This window comes from Streptomyces sp. RKAG290 (assembly GCF_023701695.1).
Taxonomy (GTDB): Bacteria; Actinomycetota; Actinomycetes; order Streptomycetales; family Streptomycetaceae; genus Streptomyces.
In genome coordinates this window covers 7,607,019-7,627,432 of sequence record NZ_JAJOZC010000001.1, presented here as the reverse complement: position 1 = coordinate 7,627,432, position 20,414 = coordinate 7,607,019, and the positions used below count along the sequence as shown (strand labels likewise).

Genomic DNA, 20,414 nt, shown 5'->3' with positions numbered 1-20,414 from the left:
CTCATCCAGTAGCCTCGCTCGGCCGGCCAGGTCAGGCGTAAAGACCATGCATGGACGACGCAGATCGTGTCAGGATGCTCGTCATGTCTGGTCGAGCGCTGAGCTTCGGAGCGGTGGCGGAAGCATACGAACATTTCCGGCCGGGGTATCCCGCGGAGCTCTTCGACATGGTGACGGCGTACGCGGGTCAGCCGGTCCGGACTGCCCTGGAGATCGGCTCCGGGACCGGCAAGGCAACCCGCCTGTTCGCTGAAAGGGGCGTCGCGGTCACCGCGACCGAGCCTGACGGAGCCATGCTCGCCGAACTGCGCAAGCACGTGCCGACCAGTGTCAGGACCGTGCAGGCGGCGTTCGACGACCTGCGACCGGGCGAGAGGTACGGACTGGTCTATGCGGCGGCTGCGCTGCACTGGACGAGCCCGGAGGGCCGGTGGACGCGCATGGCCGCACTGCTGGAGCCAGGCGGCGTGTTCGCCTCGTTCGGAGGGCCGATGCAGCTGGCAGACCCGGCCGTGGCCACGGCGGTTCGTACAGCACGTGCACCGTTCTTGGAGAACGACGACGTTCCGTCCCCGGACGGGACACCGCCGGAGCACGACATGCAGTGGCCGGGCACGGAACTCCAACGGTCTGAATGGTTCACCGGCGTTCAACAGCGTCAGATCGAACGTCGCTTGGCGATGAGCGCTCGCGACTACGTCGGCCAGCTCTCGACCATCTCGGCCTACCTGGTGCTGCCCGCCACGGAGCGGGAGCAGGCATTGAGGCAGATCATGAAGGTTCTGCCTGAGACGGTCGAAATCGTCGCCGACCTCACGGTCCATCTCGCGCGGCGGCGCTACGAGCCGTAGTACACCTCGTCGCTCGGATGGCAGCCTCGACGAACGGCCCCGCCGAATCATCGCGGTCGACGGCAGCGAGGGTTTACGCCAGCCGGTGCGTGTTCAGAACCTCTCATCCGAATGAAGCTGCCTCACCGCTGTTCCGAGACCGCTCCCCCAGCACGCAGAACTCATTCCCCTCAGGGTCCGCAAGCACCACCCACGGCTCGTCCCCCCGCTGCCCGACGTCCGCGTGGCGGGCGCCGAGGGACAGCAAGCGCTCGACCTCCGCATCCCGGTCGTCGGGACGGAAGTCCAGATGGAGGCGGTTCTTGACGGTCTTTCCCTTTGGAGCGGGCCCGAAGAGCAGGCCGGGCAGCCGGGCGGGCTCCGGCCTGATCTCGTACTCCTCGGGCGAGTCGTTCACAACGATCCAGCCCAGCGCCTCGCGCCACCATCGGCCCAGGGCAACCGGGTCGACGGCGTCGACGACGAGCTGTTCCCATTCAAGTCCCATGGTCCCGAGGCTAAGGGCTGTCCCGTAATCCCTGGTGGATCAGCGCGCGGCGTCAGATGCGGTGCACCGCAAGGCGGAGATCGTGTCCGGGGCTTCTGGGCCGGGCGGATGGGTCGGGGCATCCGCTGCTGCCTCAGAGTTGGTGAGTGTCCGCGTAGCGTCCGGGCGTGGTGCCCACGTGGCGTGTGAAGTGGCGATTCAGGTGGGCTTGGTCGTGAAATCCGACGGTAGTAGCGACCTGGGCCGGTCGAAGGCCGTCGAGCAGGAGCTTGCGCGCTTGGTCGATGCGTTTGCCTGTGAGGTAGGTGTGCGGTGGCAGGCCGTAGGTCTGTTTGAAGCAGCGGATCAGGTGGGTGGGGTGAGCATGCAGAGCGGCGGCAGCCTCGTGCAGCGATATGCCGACGGCTATCCGGGAGTCCAGTAGTTCTCGCAGCCCTGCCGCCAGTCGGTTCGCCTCGCGGCTCGGCGTGCGGGGCTGGAGCCCGTCGAGGTGGAAGTGGAGCCGTTCGCGGATGAAGGAGAGGCGGGACTCGGCTTCGAACTCGTCTCCCCTGTGGCCGAGGGAAACGTGCAGCCGGTGGATCCGATCGCGCAGCACCTCGTCATCGAGGACCGGGCCGTCCACCGCGCCGTCGGCCAGTCTCTGCGGAAGCACCGAGTCGTCGAGGTAGAGAACGCGCTTGCGGAAGCCTGAGGCTGTGACCGTCCGGCCGTCGTGGGGGACGCCCGGAGGCAGCAGGAGGACGCTCGCCGCACCGGTCGCTCCATGGCGGCGGCGGTCGAGTGCGAAGTCGACCGCACCGTCATCGAGGATCATCAGGTCCCACGTGTCGTGAGTGTGGGCCGGATACGCGTGGTCGGTGAAGTGCGCGTGGAAGACCTCTGCGATTCCCGGAACCGACGGCCGCCAGGCGCTGATGGTCGTACGGGGGCGTTCTGCGGTCATGCCAGGAACGTACAAGACCAGCACGGCCCGAGGGCGGCAGGCTCGTGGCACCAGCCGGACAGCGGGAGGCCGAAGCCTCCGGAGCTACTGGCCCCGAGGAAGGAACGCCGCATGTCCACGTTTCCTGTTGCCGTCAACATCGCTGACAAACTCGCGCAGTTCAGCGAGCTGTGGACGCAGAAGAAGGTGGCAGAACTCAACGACTACGAGGTGAAGCTGGCGAAGCTGAAGGGGGAGTTCGTCTGGCACAGCCACGAGAACACCGACGAACTGTTCCTGGTCATCAGCGGACGGCTCACCATCCAGCTCAGGGAGCACGATGTGGTGCTGGGACCAGGTGAGTTGTTCGTGGTTCCCCGCGGTGTCGAACACTGCCCAGTGGCGGACGAAGAGACCGCGATCCTGCTGTTCGAACCGGCAGGAACGATCAACACCGGTAACGCAGGAGGGCCGATGACCAGGGTGGCGGAGGCCCTCAACTAGCGCAGGAGCGGCGTCAGGCCGCCTCGGCGCTGCGGCGTCCGCCCCGCCGGATGTCTTTCGCGCTGCGGATGCGGGTGCGCTCGCTACGCTGGGCGGCCAGCACGTCGGGGTGTACTCCGCCGCCGGAGGGCAACAACTGCCGGCTGGCGGAAGCGACAGGCGCGGCGAAGACGAGTCTGGCCTGTTCCATGGCCGGCGTGAGTCCCCGCCGCCGGCATGATGTCGAGCGGCCGGCACAACGCTGGGCCCTGGGGACTCGGAGAGGGTGATGCCCGCCCTGCGAGTTCGCTGCCGCCGGCCGGTCCGTCACGACCGGGGTGGGGGCGCGGTGGACGCCCGCGGCACGAGTCTGGGGACCTGCGCCGCATGCGAGGAGGCCTCCCGGCCCAGCATGACGTCGAAGAGCGTCTCGGTCACGTCCGCTCCGAAGGAGAAGACGTCGTGCTGCATCGCGGACAGCGTCGGACGGGTGAGCTGGCACAGCTGGGAGTCGTCCCAGGCCAGCAGGGACAGATCATGGGGTACGGACAGCCCGAACTCCGCGGCAACCCCCAGAGCGGTGACGGCCATCAGGTCGTTGTCGAAGATGATCGCGGTGGGGCGCTCGGCCGACAGCAGCAAGGTGCGGCACGCTCTGCTCCCCTGGTCGGCGGAGAAATCGGCCACCACGGTGCGCGCCTGCAGCCCGAGCTCCTGCGCCGTGTCCGTGAACGCCTTGGTTCGGATCATGCTGTGGCCCAGTTCGGCCGGGCCGCTGACCCGCCCGATCGTCCGGTGCCCGAGAGCTGCGAGGTAGCGCACGGCCTCCACCACGGCGGCTGCGTCATCGGTCCACACAGCGGTGAAGGGGCCGGCCAGCGAAGGGTGTCCGACCGCGACGGCGGGCAGCGAGATGGCCGACAACGCGGCGATGCGCGGGTCGTCCACGCGCAGGTCGACGAGGATGCTGCCGCTGGCCCGATTGCCCTGCCACCAGTCGCGATGGACCTCGATCTCCTCGTCCGGTTCCACCAGGCGCAGGAGCAGCGAGCAGGAGTGCTGCGTCAGCACACTCTCTATGCCGGAGATGAACTCCATGTAGAACGGTTCGAGCCCCAGCATCCGGGCAGGCCGGGCGATCGCGAGGCCCACTGAATGCAGGGCCTGCCCCTTCAGGGACTGTGCTGCCTGGTTCGGGCTCCAGCCGAGGTCCCGCGCGGCCTGCAGGATCCGCTCCTTGGTGGTCGACGAGACGCCTGGCTTGCCGTGCATGGCGAGGGTCACCGCTGACGGCGAAACGCCGGCCCGCTGGGCGACGTCCCTGATCGTGGTCTTGCGCCCGCTTCCTGAGGGAGATGCCGTCCGACCCACCAAAGTGTCCGCCTTCATGCGTGTTGTCCTCGCATGCCCGACCCGGAGGGCCTGCGATGCTTGAGCGTGCCAGTAGCGTGGACAGCGAGGTTAGCCTGCTCCGCCACGAGGCACCGAGCCGCCTCATAGTAGACGCTTTTCCCCTGCCTGCCATGGGAAGCGAGCTGTCAGCCGTTGCCGGGCACGAGAGCGACGGGTCAGCCGGGAAGCGGCCCGCGGGTTCGCTGAACCGCTGATTTACTCGAACGTTCTATCTCGACAGGACACGCCACGCCGCTCCCCGGAGAGCATGCCGCGCCCGACGGATACCCCCTCCGGCCGCCGGCCAGGCGATGCCGAGAGGTGACGCCGGGGGATGCCGAGGTAACGCACGCCGGGCCGTCCCCACGCGCCGGTAGCGGTGGCGCTGCCCGCAGGGACCTGCCGGGTGCGGTCGTGGCCGCCCGACGAGATGAGCGGCAGCGATCGGCACCCGGCAAGCGCACGGGGCCTCACACCCTGCCCGCCTGCCTACATCCGTCAGGGACGGGCCCAGGTGTAGGTGACGGTCGAGTCGGGCGCGACCTTGGTGGTCACGTGGACGCCGGGCGCGCTGATGGTCGTGGTGTGCGCGACCGTCGTACTGGGGTTGTGGAGGACGAGGGCGGTGCTGCCGTCGGGATTCGTGAAGGCCGACGCCTGCACGGGCGCGGTGTCACCCTCGGCCGCGGCCACGCTCGCCGCGATGCGGGTGGCCCCGGGGCGGGTGAAGCGGGAGAAGTGCGCCAGGGTGTAGTAGTTGTCGGTGTAGGTGACGTCACCCGTACGGGCCGAGCCGCTCGATGACCGCGGCCTGCTGCGCGACGGGCAGGTCCGTGCCCGGGTAGTCGGCACGCAACTGGGCCTGCGGCTCGTTCTGCACGGTGAGGTAGTCGACCGGCACGCCGTGTGCCGCGTAGGCCTGGACGAACTTCACCAGGTACCGGGCGTAGGCATCGTAGATCCGCGGGTCGTCGATGAGCTTGCCGTCGATCATCGAGCCGCCGGTCTTCATCCAGGCCGGCGGGCTCCACGGGCTGGCGATGACCTTCAGCCGGGGATTGAGAGCCCTGGCCTGCCGCAACAGCGGCAGGATCTGCTTGGTGTCGTGGGCGACGCTGAAGTGCCTGAGGCCGTAGTCGGTCCTGCCCGCCGGAACGTCGTCGAAGCTGTAGAGGGAGGTGGCGAAGTCCGACGCACCGATGGGCTGGCGCAGCATGCTCAAGCCGTTGCCGTCTTGCGGGCTGAACAACTCCCCCAGCAGCGCGTCGCGTTGCTTCTCGTCCAGTCGGTAGAGCACGGCCGCCGAGGAGTCGGTGAGGGAGGCGCCGAAACCGGTGAGCTTCTGGAACGTGAGCGCGGGGTCGACGTGGACGGTGGTGCCGGACCGGCCGGTGAACGATCTGAAAATCATGATGCTCTCTTGAGACGGGCGATACGGGGTCTGCGCCTGCGGTCTGCGGCGCCGAGCTGCCAGGGCGGCCGCGCCGCGTGCGATGAGCGCCGAGGCAGTGGCGTCGCCTCCGACGCATGCGTACGGATGCTCATGGGCCGGGCGCCAAGCACCCTCGTCAAGCGCCAGTGCGGAAGAACGCGTTGACGCACACCTGCCGCTTCGGACGCCACCGAGCAGGCGCGAGCTGCAGGCGAGCCGGGATCAGCCAACTCTCGTGCATGGCAAGCGAGTTCAACGTAGCGCGAGAAGGGTTCCACGTCTATAAAACGGTCCAGTAATTCCGCATCGAGCCCGATCCATCGATGTGGGACTCGTCGGCTGCAGCCTCTCCTGGCCACCTCGTGCAGCGGTAGGAATATGCATGCTAAATAGCCTATGTATACCTACTGTTGACTGCCGTTCCACCTCACGGATGCGACTTCACAGCACTTCACAACGAAGCCTCCCGCGACATAAAACGATGCAGTACACTCAGCCTGGTTTTCCGCCGTCGCCGCCCCCGCGAAGTGGTTCTCTCCAGGCGGCGCACTCTGTGCAAACCCCGCAACACGCCGCCGCGCCATCGGTTCCGGCCCCTGACTCAAACGGAGAACAGCCATGGTCACACGTGCCCCTGAGGTGTCGCCCGCCCCGTCGGACAGGGGCGCGAGGGACTGCTGGCCGCTCTGGACATCGGCGGCACCAAGATCGCCGGGGCGGTCCTGGACAGGAAGGGCAGGGTGCTCCACCGGGCGCAGCGCCTCACCCCGGGGCAGGCCCCGGCGCACCGGGTCTTCCGCGCTGTCGCGGACGTCCTGGAGGAGCTTGCCGTGCTTCCGGAGTGGCACCAGGTGAGTGCGCTGGGAATCGCCAGCGCCGGCCCCGTGGACATCGGCCGCGGGATGGTCAGTCCGGTCAACATCCCCGGGTGGCGCGGCTTCCCGATAGTCGACCAGGTGCGCGCTCTGCCGGCGGCTACCGGGCTGCCGGTGGCCCTCTGCGGTGACGCGGTCGCGATGACGGCGGCGGAGCACCGGATCGGTGCCGCCCGAGGGTGCAGGGACGCGTTGTGCATGGTGGTCTCCACGGGAGTGGGTGCCGGCCTGGTGATGGACGGAGCCGTGCGTACCGGCCCCACCGGGAACGCCGGCCATCTGGGCCACGTGACCGTGGACCTGATGGGAGACCCCTGCGCCTGCGGCTCCCGCGGCTGCGTCGAGCAGTTGGCGAGCGGCCCGTCCCTGATCCGGCGCGCGCTGGGTCAGGGGTGGCAGCCCTCCGGGCGGGCCGACGGTCCGGGGCTGGCGGCCGACGCCCGCGCGGGCGACGCGGCTGCCCTGACCGCCTTCGACGCCGCGGCCCGCGCCCTGGCGGCGGCCGTCGCGGCTGTGGCCACGCTGGTCGAGATCGAAGTGGCCGTCATCGGGGGCGGTGTGGGCGAGGCACACGATGTCCTGTTCCCGCCGCTGCGCCGTCACCTTGCCGCGTATGCCGTGCTGCCTTTCGCGTCGGGAGTGCGGATCGAGCAAGCGGCCCTGCGGGCCGATGCCGGGCTGGTGGGGCGGCGTTCCTGGCCGCCGATCTGGAACCCGTCGGCGTCGGCTGATTTGCTGCCGATCCTCACCCACGGATCCCGGTCACCACGCCGGCGGGCGGAACGCCGCTGTGGGGTGACCGGACCACTTGCGCCTCAGCCCGTCCGTCGCCCAGGGCGCCATGGTGCCCCGTCAGGCGCGGCCAGGCCTCAGGGCCGTCCGGCGTACACGGACGGCCCTGAGGCGGGGAGGACCGGTTCAGGTGGGGAGGTGCCAGGTCTGCCAGGGGTTGGTGTTGCGGTCCCAGATCTGCAGACGGGTCCCGTTCACGGTGCTACCACCGGGGACGTCGAGATACCGGCCGGACTGCGGGTTCTTCAGATGCCCGTCCGCCTCCGCACTCCACTGCTGGGCCCCGGAACCATTGCAGTCCCACAACTGCACCTTCGTCCCGTTCACCGTCCCCTGCCCGGTCACGTCCAAGCACTTCCCCAACGCCCGGACCGTGCCGTCCGCACCCACCGTCCACTTCTGCGCACTGCCACCGTTGCAGTCCCACAACTGCACCGCAGTACCGTTCACCGTCCCCGCACCCGCCACATCCACACACTTACCACCCACCCCCGAAACCGCACCCGAACCGGAGCCCGCAGGCGGATCCGTCGGACCACCATCCGGGATCGTCAACTGCCCCTGACTCAGCACCCGCGCATCGTAGTATCCAGCCTGGACCGAGGCGTTCGTGTTGTAGGAGGCGTTGGTCAGGTAGTCCAGCCACACGTTCCAGTACACCCATTTGGGCTGGGCGGTCAGCTGCGCGGGCTGGGGGACGCTGCCGACCTCGGCCAGGGCCATGGGCTTGGCGCCGGCGATGTCGGACAGGGCGTTGTACCAGTCGGTGGAGGGGAACTTGCCCCACCACACATCCAGGCCGACCACGTCGACGTAGGCGTCACCGGGGTAGTATCCGGCGGCCTGGCCCGCACCGCCCTGCACGTCCTTGGGAGCCCACACCCAGATGATGTTGTCGAGGCCCTTGGACTCCAGGTAGTCGTGGGTGATCTGGAACAGCCGGGCGCTGCCGTTGGCACCGGACCGGCCGCCCCACCAGGCCCACCCCTCGTTGAGTTCGTGCAGCGGCCGGAACAGCACCGGGATGCCGGCGTCCTTGAGCTGCTGGAAGTAGGGGACGAACTGGTCGAGCTTGTGCTTGTAGGCGGTGTTGAGCGCGGCGCCGTCGGTGATCACCTGCTGCCATTCGGAGTCCGAGAGCTTGCTGCCCTTCACCGGGTCCGCGCCGCCTTCGAAGGCGCAGGTGGCGACGTCGGGCCTGCAGGCGTGCATCATCAGTCCGGGCAGGCTGCCGTTGTTCCACTCGGTCTTCGCCTGGTCGATGACCTTCTGCCGGTTGTCGATGTCGTTCTGACTGAACCCGAAGTCGCCGTTCCAGATCCCCGGGTACTTGCCCGTGATGTCGCGGACCTTCTGGGTCCAGTAGGCCGGGTCGCTGTTGGCGCCGCCCTGCTGGCCGGAGAGCACGTGGTTGCCGGTCAGGCCCTTGAGGTAGGCGATCTCGTCCGCCCGGGTGACACCGGCTGGGGCGGGAGGGGCTGCGGAGGCCGCACCGCTGGTGGCCAGGGCGAGCGTGGCGAACGACGCGGCCGCCGTGCTTGCGAGCAGTGCGCGTGTTCGGGAGCGTGTGGACATGGCTGTGCCTCTCTTGTGCGGGGGAGGATTCTGCGGGGCCTGTTCAGGTGGGGAGGTGCCAGGTCTGCCAGGGGTTGGTGTTGCGGTCCCAGATCTGCAGACGGGTCCCGTTCACGGTGCTACCACCAGGGACGTCGAGATACCGGCCGGACTGCGGGTTCTTCAGATGCCCGTCCGCCTCCGCACTCCACTGCTGAGCCCCGGAACCATTGCAGTCCCACAACTGCGACTTCGTCCCGTTCACCGTCCCCTGCCCGGTCACGTCCAAGCACTTCCCCAACGCCCGGACCGTGCCGTCCGCACCCACCGTCCACTTCTGCGCACTGCCACCGTTGCAGTCCCACAACTGCACCGCAGTACCGTTCACCGTCCCCGCACCCGCCACATCCACACACTTACCACCCACCCCCGAAACCGCACCCGAACCGGAGCCCGCAGGCGGATCCGTCGGACCACCACCCGGGATCGTCAACTGCCCCTGACTCAGCACCCGCGCATCGTTGAACGTGGTCTGCAGTCGCGAGGAGGAGTTGGCCGAGGTGAGGTACTCGGACCAGATCATGAACCAGGTCCACTGGGGCTGGGAGGCCAGCTGGGCGGGAGTGGGCACGGCCCCGACCTCCGCCAGCGAGATGGGTTTGCCGTGGGCGACGTCCAGCAGGGCCTGGTACCAGTTGCTGCCCGGCCAGCTGTGCACCCAGGGGTCAAGGCTGGCGACGTCGGCGTAGTTGTCGCCCGGATAGAAGCCCGCGACCCCCGCGGAGCCGTTGTTGGCGTCGGTGTCCTTGACGTTCCACACCCAGACGATGTTGTCGAGGCCCTTGGACTCCAGGTAGTCGTGGGTGATCTGGAACAGCCGGGCGCTGCCGTTGGCACCGGACCGGCCGCCCCACCACGCCCACCCCTCGTTCATCTCGTGCAGCGGCCTGAACAGCACCGGGATGCCGGCGTCCTTGAGCTGTTGGAAGTACGGCACGGCGGTGTCGAGCTTGGACTTGTAGGCGCTGTTCAGCGCGCTGCCGTCAGTGATGAGCTGCTGCCACTCCGAGTCGGAGAGGCTGCTGCCGTTGACACCGCCGTCGAACTCGCAGCTGGTCACGTTCGGTTTGCACATGTGCCAGGTCAGGCTCACCAGTGAGCCGTTGTTCCACTCGGTCTTCGCCTGGTTGATCAGCGTCTGCCTGTTGGCGATGTCGTCCGACCGGAAGCCCAGCTCGCCGCCCCACACCCCCGGCCATTTACCGGTCAGGGTGTGAGCCTGCGCGGTGTACTGCGAGGGGTTGTTCAACGGCTCCTTGTTGTGGACTCCGCTGACGACATGGTTGCCGCTGATCCCGTGGAGATAGTCGACGACTGCGTCGGGTGTGGAAGCTGCCGCGGCCGCTTCCGGGGAGGGCGAGGTGACTGCGTGCGAAGTAGGCGCGGCCAGCCAAGCAAGGGCGGCAACCGAGCCGGCCACCAGTGCGGCCGTGCTCCTGCGCGTGAATGTCTTCCGTCTCGGACTCACAGGGGAGGTCCCTCTCATGAATGTCAGTGGGGGTACGGCGCACAGGGCGACGGGAGGGTCGGCTGCGCCGGGGTGACATCGATGTCGCGCGCTGCGGCCAACAGGACGAATCGACGCCTGGAAGCTAGGACTGGACCAGGGCGGTGTCAATGGATTGGACGGCCACGACATAAAACGTGCGAGTTACTGTCGCGGATTCATCCGGAATGACCGGTACGAGCGCTCGTCCGTCAGCGCATCCCGGCGGGCGGTCACATCCGGCAGCAGCACCAGTCGGACACACCCGCCGACGCCAAATCAACCTGATCCAGAGGTAGATGAGACAGATCACGCACGTGTGAGGGGCGTCGAAGCGGAGCAGTCGGCCGGCATCTTCAGGGAAGTGCCGCTGCCACCAGAACTACTGCAACGGTATATGGACAGGCATGGTTGCCGGGTCTACTGTGGCGGCCGCTCCCCCTGCCCGCCCCCCGAAAGGTGACCCATGCTCGCCGGACTGTTACTCCTGAGAAGGTCTCGACCCCCACGACCAGCCGGCCGACGCCGTGCGACCACTGCTGCCGCAGGCACCGCCCTCGCGGCAGTGGTGGTCGCCCTCGGCGTCGTCCCCACCGCATCCGCCGCCAGTCAGGCCACCGGTGCGGTTTCGGGGGTGGGTGGTAAGTGTGTGGATGTGGCGGGTGCGGGGACGGTGAACGGTACTGCGGTGCAGTTGTGGGACTGCAACGGTGGCAGTGCGCAGAAGTGGACGGTGGGTGCGGACGGCACGGTCCGGGCGTTGGGGAAGTGCTTGGACGTGACCGGGCAGGGGACGGTGAACGGGACGAAGTCGCAGTTGTGGGACTGCAATGGTTCCGGGGCCCAGCAGTGGAGTGCGGAGGCGGACGGGCATCTGAAGAACCCGCAGTCCGGCCGGTATCTCGACGTCCCTGGTGGTAGCACCGTGAACGGGACCCGTCTGCAGATCTGGGACCGCAACACCAACCCCTGGCAGACCTGGCACCTCCCCGACGGCGGCACCACTCCCCCGGACTCATGCGCCGCAGGCCTGGACAGCGGCCAGTACAACACGCCGGTCTCCTATGCGGGAAAGACCTATCAGGTCCTGGTGCACATCCCTGACCGCCCGGCAGGCACCCGCCTGCCCATGGTCGTGAACCTCCACGGCAGCCAGTCCACCGGGCAGGGACAGCTGACCTACAGCGCCATGGCGACCGCGGCGGACTCGAACGGATTCGTCGTGGTGGCTCCCACGGGCGTGGTCCCCAGCGGCAGTGGCTACATCTGGCACGTCCCCTACGTCACGCCGAGCGGCACGCGTGACGATGTCGGCTTCATCCGCCAGGTCATCGACACCCTCACGGTCAGCGCCTGCCTCGACCCCACGAGGATCTACGCGACCGGCTACTCCGGCGGCGGGCGCATGACCTCGGCCCTGGGCTGCATGCTGCCCGACAGGATCGCCGCCATCGCACCGGTGGCCGGGATCAGGTCCGGCCGGCCGGACCCTTCCGGTGCCGATCGGCCCGACCCCGCCTCATGCGCCCCGTCCCGCGCCGTCCCGGTGATCGCCTTCCACGGTCAGCAGGACGCGACCAATCCGTACGACGGCGGGGGTGACAACAACGCCTGGCGCTACTCCGTACCGGTGGCGCAGCAGCGTTGGGCCGCCCTGAACGGCTGCACCGCGGGGCCGACCAGCGAGCAGACCACCACTCACGTCCGCAGGACCGTCTACGCCAACTGCCGCGACGGCGCCGATGTCGAGCTGTACACGGTGTCCGACGGCGGCCACACCTGGCCGGACACCCCGCACGACAACGGCAACGGGACCGTCACCCACGAGATCAGCGCCAATGCCCTGATGTGGGAGTTCTTCAAGAAGCACCCCATGCCGCCGCCAGCCCGCTGACGCGCTGGAACACAACCGTGCGCCGGCCGACGGGGTACAGCAGCCGTCGGCCGGCGCACGTCGGCATGCCCGGCGCAGCCGTGCCGGAGCGCCCTTCGAGCAGCTGCCCGAGCCCCGGGCGGTACGTCCCCACAGGGGACGCCCCCCGGCCATCCTGCCCGAAATGCCCCCATCAATCGTTCAGTAAGACCAACGGTTCCTCATCCGCAGACTGCTTACGCACACGGTCTTCTACGTAACTAGACCGTTCTATGGACACGGCTCCGTGTTCCCTCTACGTTAAGCAGCCATCAAGCCGCTTCGCCCGACGACGAGACGTCCGTCGCTGCGTGGCATGCAGTGCGGCGTTTCCCCTCGAGTGCAAGGGAGTAGGACCGGCATGCGCAGAACAGCCATAACGGGAACGGGAGTTGTGCTCGCCCTCACGCTGACGGCGTGCGGCGGCGGATCCGGCAGCGGCTCGTCGTCGGATGCGGCGACAGCACCCGGCGACCCCACCAAGGTCTCGGGCAGCATCACGGTCCTGACCAACCGAACCGACCAGGTGCAGGACGGCACGCTGAAGCGGTACGCCGAGAAGTTCAACAAGGTCTACCCGAAGGTCAAGGTCAAGTTCCAGGGCCTCACCGACTACGAGGGTGACGTCAAGATCCGCCTGAACAGCAAGAACTACGGGGATGTCCTGTCGATCCCCAACTCCGTCCCGCTCAAGCAGTACCCGACGTTCTTCGCCTCGCTCGGCAGCGCGGGTGAACTGTCCAAGACCTACGACTTCACCGAGCGGGCGACCGTCAGCGACAAGGTGTACGGCGTCGCCAACATCGGAACCGCCAACGGGTTCGTGTACAACAAGGCCGTGTGGAAGCAGGCCGGGATAACCGACTGGCCCACCACTCCGCAGGAGTTCCTCTCCGGCCTCAAGGCCGTCAAGGCGAAGACCGACGCGACGCCGTACTACACGAATTACCACGACGGCTGGCCGCTCACGAACTGGGGCAACGCCCTGGGTTCACCCAGCTGCGACCCGGCCGCCAACGACAAGCTGGCCGGGACCAAGGAGCCGTGGGCGCCGGGTACGGACCTGCACACCACCGACACGCTGCTGCACGACATCGTGCACGACAAGCTCGCCGAGACGGACCCGACCACCACCAATTGGGAGAACTCCAAGACCCTGATCGGGACCGGCAAGGTCGCCACCATGTGGCTGGGCTCCTGGGCCGTGGTGCAGATGCGGGACGCAGCGAAGAAGGCCGGCAAGAACCCGAGGACATCGGGTTCATGCCCTTCCCTGCGCAGAAGGACGGCCACTTCTGCTCCGTGGTACGCCCCGACTACCAGTACGCCGTCAGCGCGCACTCCCCGAACAAGGCCGCCGCACGGGCCTGGCTGGACTGGTACATCAACAAGTCCGGTGATGCACAGGCGGCGCTGTCGATCTCCGCGGTCAAGGCCGAGCCGCTGCCCGCCATCCTCAAGCCGTTCCAGGACCAGGGCGTCAAGTTCATCCACCTCGACTACGACAGGACCGCGCAGGTCGACGAGATCGACAAGGCGTCCGAGGTCGGGCTGAACGCCCAGGACTACCCGCAGCACATCGTCGATGTGGCCCGCGGCACGGGCGGCGGCGACCTGGCCGGAGTCTTCAAGGACCTCAACCAGAAGTGGTCGGACGCCCAGGGAACGATCGGCTGACCTTCGTACCGCCGCCCCTCTTCCAGGGGCTCCGCCCGGGACACGTCGCCTCCCTCCCGGGCGGGGCCCGCCCCGAAAACCGACCCTGCCGCTACGCCCGAGCGGCGACAGGAAGAAGGACCGCATGAGCACTCCGCGGATCGCGAGCCGCACCCGTCGCGCCCCCGCGCTGCCGCCGGACAGGCCCACGGCTTCCACGGACAGCACCGGACCGCGCCGCCGCCGCAGAGGCCGCCGCGGCAACCGATGGTTCACCCCGTGGCTGTATCTGCTGGCTCCCCTGGCCCTGCTGGTGACGTTCACCGGCCTGCCCATGGCGGACCTGCTCAGCTACAGCTTCACGGACTGGGACGGCATCAGTCCCACCCGGAACTTCGTCGGGCTGGACAACTACACGAACCTGTTCAGCAGGCCGCAGCTGTTCCAGGTGTTCTGGGTCAGCCTCTTCTATCTGGCTGCCTCCGCGGTTCAGATCTGCGCGGCCCTCTACTTCGCCACCGTCCTCAGCTTCAGCACGCGGCTGCGGAACCTGTTCAAGGGGATCCTGTTCTTCCCCTACCTCATCAACGGTGTGGCGATCGGGTTCGTCTTCCTGTACTTCTTCCAGCCCGGCGGCACCCTGGACACGGTGCTGAACTGGTTCGGCGCCGGGCCCCACCTGTGGCTCGGTGACCCGGACCTGGTCAACACCTCGCTCGCCGGCGTCTCCGTCTGGCGCTTCATGGGGCTCAACATGGTGCTGTTCATCGGTGCCATCCAGTCGATCCCGCCACAGCTGTACGAGGCGGCGGCGCTGGACGGCGCGAGCAAGTGGCAGCAGTTCCGCCACATCATCGCGCCGAGCATCCGGCCGATCATCTCGTTGAGCGTGATCCTGGCCGTCTCCGGCGCACTGTCGGTGTTCGAGATCCCGTTCATCATGACCGGCGGCGCGAACAACAGCGAGACGTTCGTCATCCAGACCATCAAGCTCGCCTTCAACTTCAACAAGACCGGGCTCGCCTCGGCTGCCGCGCTCGTGCTGCTCGCCTTCGTGTTCCTGGTGACCTGGCTGCAGCGCAGGCTGTTCCCGGACGAGAGGGTGGAACAGGCATGACCACGATCACCGGACCTGCCGGGACCTCCCGCGCCCGGGCCACTCCCCTGCGCAGCCGGCTGGCGGTCCTCCTCAAGTACCTCTCGCTGGTGGCGGCCAGCGCCGTGGTCCTCGTTCCGCTCCTCGCCGTCCTGCTCACCTCGTTGCGGACCAGCCAGGAGATGGGACAGAACAGCGCCCTGGCACTGCCGAACAACTGGCTGAACTTCCACAACTACACGGTCGCCTTCACCGACGGCCACATGCTGCGCGCCCTGGGCAACACCACATTCATCCTGGTCTTCTCCGTACTCGGCACAGTCCTGATCGGGTCGATGACCGCCTACGCCATCGACCGCTTCCACTTCCGCTTCAAGCGGCTGGTCCTGGCGCTGTTCCTTGTCGCCTCGCTCATCCCCAGCGTCACCACGCAGGTGGCCACGTACCAGATCGTCAACGAACTGGGCGTGATGGACACCCGATGGGCGCCCGTCCTGCTGTACATGGGCACCGACATCGTGTCCATCTACATCTTCCTTCAGTTCATCCGGTCCATCCCGGTATCGCTCGACGAGGCGGCACGCCTGGACGGCGCGAACTCCCTGACCATCTACTGGCGCATCATCGTGCCGCTGCTCAAGCCGGCCATCGCCACCGTGGTGATCGTCAAGGGCGTGGCGATCTACAACGACTTCTACATCCCCTTCCTCTACATGCCCAGCGACGACCTCGGCACGATCTCCACCTCCCTCTTCCGCTTCAAGGGCCCCTACGGCGCTCATTGGGAGGTCATCTCCGCAGGCGCGGCCCTGGTCATCGTCCCCAGCCTCGCCGTCTTCCTCGCCCTGCAGCGCTTCATCTACAACGGCTTCGCCTCAGGCGCCACCAAATGACCCACCGCAGGCGTTGGCCGCAGCACCTGTCCGTACCGACGAGCCCCTTCCGGGTCCAAGGAGAACGCATGAAGGTCACCACCCCTCTCACCCGGGGCTGGACCATGAGCCTGAACCCCACCCGGCACCTCCCCGCCCAGGCGCCACAGGCTCTGTTGCGCGGCGATGTCCCCGCCACCGTTCCGGGATGCGTTCACACGGACCTGCTGGCCGCCGGGCTGATCCCGGACCCCTTCGTGGACCGGAACGAGACGGAGGTGGCCTGGGTCGGCCGCGCGGACTGGACCTACCGCACGCTTCTGCCCTCGGCCGGCGGTCACGAGCGCACCGATCTGGTCTTCGACGGGCTCGACACGGTCGCGGAGGTGCGGCTGGGTGACGCCTCGCTCGGCAGGACCCGTAACATGCACCGCTCCTACCGCTTCGACGTCACCGACGCACTGGCGGAGGGGCCCGAGCTGCCCCTGGAGGTCACGTTCACCTCGGCCTACCACGAGGCGGAGGCCGTCCGGGCCGAGCTGGGCCCGCGCCCAAACGCGTATCCGGAGCCCTTCAACTTCGTACGCAAGATGGCGAGTTCGTTCGGCTGGGACTGGGGCCCGACCCTCGTGACAGCGGGCATCTGGCGAGAGGCCCGCCTTGAGCGCTGGTCGACCGCACGGCTCGCGGAGGTACGCCCCGAGGTCACCGTGGGCGCCGACGGGACGGGACGCGTCCTGGTCCATGCGGAGGTGGAGCGCACCACGGCCGGAGCCCGGCGCGCCCTGCGGGTCGCCGTCGAGGTCGCCGGTGTCCGGGCGCATGTGGACCTGCCCGCGGGAGCCACCACCGCCGACGTCGAACTCGACGTCGCCGATGCCGAGTTGTGGTGGCCGCGCGGCTACGGCGAACAGCTGCTGTACGCCTGCACCGTCACGCTCACCGACACCACCCACGCCAGCGAGTCCGCCACGTCCGCCGCCCCCGAGCCGCTGGACACGTGGGAGCGCCGCATCGGCTTTCGTACCGTCGAACTCGACACCACGGCCGACACCGCAGGATCCGGATACACCCTGGTCATCAACGGCGAGCGACTGTTCGTACGGGGCGTCAACTGGATCCCGGACGACGCGCTGATCACCCGGGTGGACGCCCCCCGCTACCGCCGCCGGCTCGAACAGGCTGCCGCGGCCGGCGTGGATCTGGTGCGGGTCTGGGGCGGCGGCATCTACGAGGACGAGGCGTTCTACGACGCCTGTGACGAGCTGGGGCTGCTGGTCTGGCAGGACTTCCTGTTCGCCTGCGCGGCCTATCCCGAGGAGGAGCCGCTGCGCTCGGAGGTAGAGGCCGAAGCGCGCGAGAACGTGGTGCGGCTGATGGCGCACCCTTCGCTGATCCTCTGGAACGGCAACAACGAGAACCTGTGGGGGTTCCGCGACTGGGACTGGGAGCCGGAGCTCGACGGCAGGACCTGGGGCGAGGGCTACTACCTGGACATGCTGCCGCGCGTCGTGACGCACACCGACCCCACACGGCCCTACTGGGCGGGCAGCCCCTGGTCCGGCTCCCGCGACCTGCACCCCAACGACCCGGACCACGGCACGACCCACTCCTGGGAGGTCTGGAACCGCATCGACTACACGGCGTACCGGGACGACGTTCCGCGCTTCGTCGCCGAATTCGGCTGGCAGGCGCCGCCCGCGTACGCCACGGTGCGGCGGTCCATCACCGATGAGCCGCTGACCCCGGACTCGCCGGCCATGCTCCACCACCAGAAGGCCGAGGACGGCAACGGCAAGCTCGACCGGGGGCTCCGCACCCATTTCGATGCGCCCCAGGACTTCGACACCTGGCACTACCTGACGCAGGTCAATCAGGCACGCGCCATCGCCACGGGTGTCGAGCACTGGCGCTCGCACTGGCCCGTGTGCGCGGGCACCATCCTGTGGCAGCTCAACGACTGCTGGCCGGTGACCAGTTGGGCGGCCATCGACGGCGACGAGCGCGAGAAGCCGCTCTACCACGAACTCAAGCGTCTCTACGCCGACCGGCTGCTGACCATCCAGCAACGCGAGGGACAGCTGGTTCTGGCCGCGGTGAACCAGAGCGGTACCACATGGACGTGCCAGGCCGCTGTCCGCCGCATGGACGCCGACGGCGGCGTACGCGCCGAACACCACGAACCCGTCACGGTCGGGCCGCGCGAAGTGGCCCTGATCCCCCTGCCGGACGACATCACGGCATGGGGCGACCCCAGCCGTGAGTTCGTCGTCGCCGACGCCGACCGGCTACGCGCGCTGCACTTCGCCGTGCCCGACCGCCTCTTCGACTATCCGGCCGCGAAGTTCACCACCCAGGTCACCACCCAGGCGGACATCACCCGTGTCACCCTCACGGCGCACACCCTGGTGCGCGACCTCCTGCTCCAGGCCGACCGCCTGAGCCCTGACGCGTACGCGGACCGGGGGCTTGTGACACTGCTCCCCGGAGAGAGCGTGGAGGTGTCCGTCCACGGCTGGGGCGGCGGAACGCCTGAGCACCTGTCCGCGGCTCTGCGGTGCGTCAATGGCGCCGCCGCACTGGGCTCCGCCGGAGACTCGCTGGGGTGAGCGCGGCCGCGGGCGCGGTGTCCGCCCTCGGAGCCCAGGGGGGGTGACGGCACCGCCTTGACGAAACGGGCCTCGCCCGCCTCGTTGCCGGGGGTGGAGCACCTGGAGGGGCCCTGGTGCCGTACGGCACCAGGGCCCCGAAGGAACTGCCACACCATCTGCCGACCCCGTTGCCGCGTCGGCCTTCTGTGTCCGCTTGGCCGCCCAGGATGCGGGCGGGGTACGGGGATCGCAAATTGCGTGACCGGAGACCACCTGCCTATCGATGTCCTGCGGTACCCGGGCTCAAGGCTTCCGTCCCGGTCGATCCTGATGGCGCCTCAACTCCTCCGTTCTTCTCTCTGAATCAACTACTGGTGGGAACTCAGAGCTGCTGATGCAGCCCTCAGCCCTTCCTGCTGGCGACCTCCCACAGCGTCACCCCTCTTCGGCAGCCAGCCCCGTTGCCCGTCGTGCATCTGCTCCGGCTTGGAACCCCACTGCCGAACATCCCGGTAAGCGCGCCTGCAGCCTTACGCCTTTACCGAGGGACCACCGGTACTGCGGACTGCACTTGCGTGTACTGCGGCACTACTGGCGGCGGCCCCTGAGAACTGCGGCCACCCGGCCCGGTCGTCAGTCCCGTCACCGTCCTTCAAACGTCTGGCTCCGGAACTCCACCACCGCACCGACCTGCACTTACAACTGTCTCGTGAGCCAGCAGGAGCTGCCGATGAGAATCACCGCGACCGCGGAGCTCGCGGGCCGCTCGTGGTCGGGCCGCGCCATGGGCATCCAGAACACCGGCCAGAACCTGGCGGCCTCGCTCACACCGCCGTTGCTGGGCGGCCTCATCACGGCCGCCGGGTACGCCTGGGGTTTCCTGCTCGCGGCCGCCGTCGGCGCCCTCGCAGTCCGCGTCGTCCCGGTGCCCGCCCGCACACAGGATCAGACGTCGGCCGTCACCGAGGGGCCTGCACTGTCAGGCAGGAGGTGACGCGGACTCACGCGGACTCCCCCGACATCGGCCGGGGCGCGACAACGTACCCCGGTCAGCTCCTGCGCCGAACTCTGAACTTCAGGTGCAGCACCCGGTCGCCCTGGATGACCACGTGGGCGTCCTCCAGCAGATGCTGACCCTCGATGTCGCCGAAGAAGCGCTTTCCCGAACCGAACACCACCGGCACCATGTCCATCGCCACCTCGTCCACGAGGCCCGCCGCGAGAATCTGAGCGCCCACCTCGCCGGCGTTCACAGCGACTGTTCGCTCCCCGGCGAGCTCCTGGGCCTTGTCGACCGCGGCCCGCACGTCATCGACGAAGTGGTACGAAGCCTCGGGGTGCCAGCCCTCGGGCTTGGGCCGGTGCGACACCACGACCACGTGGTCACCCGCGGGCGGCCGGCCCTCCCAGCCATCCACCAGATCGAACAGCCTGCGACCCATCACGATCACGCCGATCGCCTCCCACATCGGCCGCACGTACTCCGCGGATGCGCGTGAGACCTTGAATCCGGTGCCGGCTCCGGAATGGTCGTACTGCTGATCGGCGCCTTCGATGATCGGGGTGTCCCCGCTGAAGTACCAATCGTGCAGCGGCCCGACAGCGTCGTTCTCGTCGGCGATGAAGCCGTCCAACGACACCACGTTGTGCATGATCACCGTGCCCACAGGTTTCTCCTTCGAGTTCCTTGCGCATTCACCCTGATATTGCCGCACCGGGGGCGGCGACCGTGCACGACAGCTCCGTCGGCGGGCCGCTCCTGTGGCCCGCCGACGAGCCGCGTCCGTACTGCGACGAGCCGCACGGCAGGCACGCGACGCCAACGGTCCACTCCCCGGCCTTCTTCTCGGGGCCGCCCAGCCGTGGTTCGTCGGACTGACGCTGGCGACCTGAATCGGAGGTTCACGTTGGTTGTGGGCCGTAAACTGCAGCGGGCGGAGCAGGCGCTGC

17 protein-coding genes and 2 pseudogenes are annotated in these 20,414 nt (G+C 68.3%); 10 read left to right on the top strand and 9 right to left on the bottom strand.

All coding sequences use genetic code 11. From position 1 onward, the window contains the following. Positions 1-50 precede the first annotated feature (50 nt). The gene (locus tag LNW71_RS33805; RefSeq protein ID WP_250971663.1) at positions 51-851 is read left to right on the top strand and encodes a class I SAM-dependent methyltransferase; all 801 of its coding nucleotides are present in this window, start codon (positions 51-53) and stop codon (positions 849-851) included. Positions 852-954: 103 nt separating this feature from the next. On the opposite strand, the gene LNW71_RS33800 is transcribed toward LNW71_RS33805, so the two are convergent. Together LNW71_RS33800 and LNW71_RS33795 are read right to left on the bottom strand one after the other, a co-directional pair. Further along, the gene (locus LNW71_RS33800; RefSeq protein WP_250971662.1) at positions 955-1,338 is read right to left on the bottom strand and encodes a VOC family protein; all 384 of its coding nucleotides are present in this window, start codon (positions 1,336-1,338) and stop codon (positions 955-957) included. 133 nt (positions 1,339-1,471) lie between these two features. Next, the gene (locus LNW71_RS33795) at positions 1,472-2,284 is read right to left on the bottom strand and encodes an AraC family transcriptional regulator (RefSeq protein ID WP_250971661.1); all 813 of its coding nucleotides are present in this window, start codon (positions 2,282-2,284) and stop codon (positions 1,472-1,474) included. A 111-nt stretch (positions 2,285-2,395) separates the two neighbouring features. Here LNW71_RS33795 and LNW71_RS33790 point away from each other — a divergent pair, with 111 nt between their 5' ends. Further along, on the top strand, positions 2,396-2,767 hold the full coding sequence (locus tag LNW71_RS33790) for a cupin domain-containing protein (protein WP_250971660.1): 372 nt from the start codon (positions 2,396-2,398) through the stop codon (positions 2,765-2,767). A 13-nt stretch (positions 2,768-2,780) separates the two neighbouring features. Here the strand turns inward: LNW71_RS33790 and LNW71_RS33785 are convergent, their stop codons facing one another. The 4 genes from LNW71_RS33785 to LNW71_RS33770 all read right to left on the bottom strand — a co-directional run bounded on the left by LNW71_RS33785 (position 2,781) and on the right by LNW71_RS33770 (position 5,549). Continuing rightward, positions 2,781-2,957, bottom strand: a complete 177-nt coding sequence (locus LNW71_RS33785) for a hypothetical protein (RefSeq protein WP_250971659.1) — start codon at positions 2,955-2,957, stop codon at positions 2,781-2,783. Between the two features lie 116 nt (positions 2,958-3,073). After that, positions 3,074-4,135 carry a LacI family DNA-binding transcriptional regulator gene (locus LNW71_RS33780; RefSeq protein ID WP_250971658.1) on the bottom strand — a complete coding sequence of 354 codons (1,062 nt, stop codon included), beginning with the start codon at positions 4,133-4,135 and terminating at the stop codon, positions 3,074-3,076. 501 nt (positions 4,136-4,636) lie between these two features. Then, positions 4,637-4,990, bottom strand: a complete 354-nt coding sequence (locus LNW71_RS33775) for a glycoside hydrolase family 30 beta sandwich domain-containing protein (protein ID WP_250971657.1) — start codon at positions 4,988-4,990, stop codon at positions 4,637-4,639. Beyond that, positions 4,914-5,549: a hypothetical protein gene (locus tag LNW71_RS33770; RefSeq protein ID WP_250971656.1), complete on the bottom strand. Its 636-nt coding sequence runs from the start codon at positions 5,547-5,549 to the stop codon at positions 4,914-4,916. The genes LNW71_RS33775 and LNW71_RS33770 overlap by 77 nt, the downstream gene beginning before the upstream one ends. 695 nt (positions 5,550-6,244) lie before the next feature. On the opposite strand from LNW71_RS33770, the pseudogene LNW71_RS33765 reads away from it, so the two are divergent. Beyond that, a pseudogene (locus LNW71_RS33765) lies at positions 6,245-7,132 on the top strand (ROK family protein); the annotation flags it as partial. 231 nt (positions 7,133-7,363) lie between these two features. Here LNW71_RS33765 and LNW71_RS33760 read toward each other — a convergent pair. Next, entirely contained in the window at positions 7,364-8,812 is a 1,449-nt protein-coding gene (locus LNW71_RS33760; RefSeq protein ID WP_250971655.1) for a glycosyl hydrolase, read from the bottom strand. Positions 8,813-8,855: 43 nt separating this feature from the next. Then, the gene (locus tag LNW71_RS33755; RefSeq protein WP_250971654.1) at positions 8,856-10,271 is read right to left on the bottom strand and encodes a glycosyl hydrolase; all 1,416 of its coding nucleotides are present in this window, start codon (positions 10,269-10,271) and stop codon (positions 8,856-8,858) included. Between the two features lie 631 nt (positions 10,272-10,902). Between LNW71_RS33755 and LNW71_RS33750 the strand changes: the two genes are divergently transcribed. From LNW71_RS33750 to LNW71_RS33725, 6 genes and pseudogenes are all read left to right on the top strand, one after another. Further along, positions 10,903-12,231, top strand: coding sequence for a ricin-type beta-trefoil lectin domain protein (locus LNW71_RS33750; RefSeq protein WP_250971653.1), 1,329 nt, complete (start codon positions 10,903-10,905; stop codon positions 12,229-12,231). A 379-nt stretch (positions 12,232-12,610) separates the two neighbouring features. Further along, positions 12,611-13,926: pseudogene (locus LNW71_RS33745) on the top strand (ABC transporter substrate-binding protein). Positions 13,927-14,050: 124 nt separating this feature from the next. Continuing rightward, a complete protein-coding gene (locus LNW71_RS33740) occupies positions 14,051-15,022 on the top strand; it encodes a carbohydrate ABC transporter permease (protein WP_250971652.1) in 972 nt (323 codons plus the stop codon). Further along, complete coding sequence (locus tag LNW71_RS33735) at positions 15,019-15,894, top strand: carbohydrate ABC transporter permease (RefSeq protein WP_250971651.1); 876 nt, start codon at positions 15,019-15,021, stop codon at positions 15,892-15,894. The genes LNW71_RS33740 and LNW71_RS33735 overlap by 4 nt, the downstream gene beginning before the upstream one ends. 68 nt (positions 15,895-15,962) lie before the next feature. Next, the gene (locus tag LNW71_RS33730; RefSeq protein ID WP_250971650.1) at positions 15,963-18,482 is read left to right on the top strand and encodes a glycoside hydrolase family 2 protein; all 2,520 of its coding nucleotides are present in this window, start codon (positions 15,963-15,965) and stop codon (positions 18,480-18,482) included. A 712-nt stretch (positions 18,483-19,194) separates the two neighbouring features. Continuing rightward, complete coding sequence (locus LNW71_RS33725; RefSeq protein WP_250971649.1) at positions 19,195-19,458, top strand: MFS transporter; 264 nt, start codon at positions 19,195-19,197, stop codon at positions 19,456-19,458. 55 nt (positions 19,459-19,513) lie between these two features. On the opposite strand, the gene LNW71_RS33720 is transcribed toward LNW71_RS33725, so the two are convergent. Continuing rightward, the gene (locus LNW71_RS33720; protein WP_250971648.1) at positions 19,514-20,131 is read right to left on the bottom strand and encodes a dihydrofolate reductase family protein; all 618 of its coding nucleotides are present in this window, start codon (positions 20,129-20,131) and stop codon (positions 19,514-19,516) included. Between the two features lie 62 nt (positions 20,132-20,193). On the opposite strand from LNW71_RS33720, the gene LNW71_RS33715 reads away from it, so the two are divergent. Beyond that, positions 20,194-20,343: a hypothetical protein gene (locus LNW71_RS33715; protein WP_250971647.1), complete on the top strand. Its 150-nt coding sequence runs from the start codon at positions 20,194-20,196 to the stop codon at positions 20,341-20,343. Positions 20,344-20,414 lie beyond the last annotated feature (71 nt).

Coding starts and splice junctions, on each gene's coding strand:
- LNW71_RS33805 (WP_250971663.1), top strand. CDS start 51: ATGGACGACGCAGATCGTGTCAGGATGCTCGTCATGTCTGGTCGAGCG.
- LNW71_RS33800 (WP_250971662.1), bottom strand. CDS start 1,338: ATGGGACTTGAATGGGAACAGCTCGTCGTCGACGCCGTCGACCCGGTT.
- LNW71_RS33795 (WP_250971661.1), bottom strand. CDS start 2,284: ATGACCGCAGAACGCCCCCGTACGACCATCAGCGCCTGGCGGCCGTCG.
- LNW71_RS33790 (WP_250971660.1), top strand. CDS start 2,396: ATGTCCACGTTTCCTGTTGCCGTCAACATCGCTGACAAACTCGCGCAG.
- LNW71_RS33785 (WP_250971659.1), bottom strand. CDS start 2,957: ATGGAACAGGCCAGACTCGTCTTCGCCGCGCCTGTCGCTTCCGCCAGC.
- LNW71_RS33780 (WP_250971658.1), bottom strand. CDS start 4,135: ATGAAGGCGGACACTTTGGTGGGTCGGACGGCATCTCCCTCAGGAAGC.
- LNW71_RS33770 (WP_250971656.1), bottom strand. CDS start 5,549: ATGATTTTCAGATCGTTCACCGGCCGGTCCGGCACCACCGTCCACGTC.
- LNW71_RS33760 (WP_250971655.1), bottom strand. CDS start 8,812: ATGTCCACACGCTCCCGAACACGCGCACTGCTCGCAAGCACGGCGGCC.
- LNW71_RS33740 (WP_250971652.1), top strand. CDS start 14,051: ATGAGCACTCCGCGGATCGCGAGCCGCACCCGTCGCGCCCCCGCGCTG.
- LNW71_RS33735 (WP_250971651.1), top strand. CDS start 15,019: ATGACCACGATCACCGGACCTGCCGGGACCTCCCGCGCCCGGGCCACT.
- LNW71_RS33730 (WP_250971650.1), top strand. CDS start 15,963: ATGAAGGTCACCACCCCTCTCACCCGGGGCTGGACCATGAGCCTGAAC.
- LNW71_RS33725 (WP_250971649.1), top strand. CDS start 19,195: ATGAGAATCACCGCGACCGCGGAGCTCGCGGGCCGCTCGTGGTCGGGC.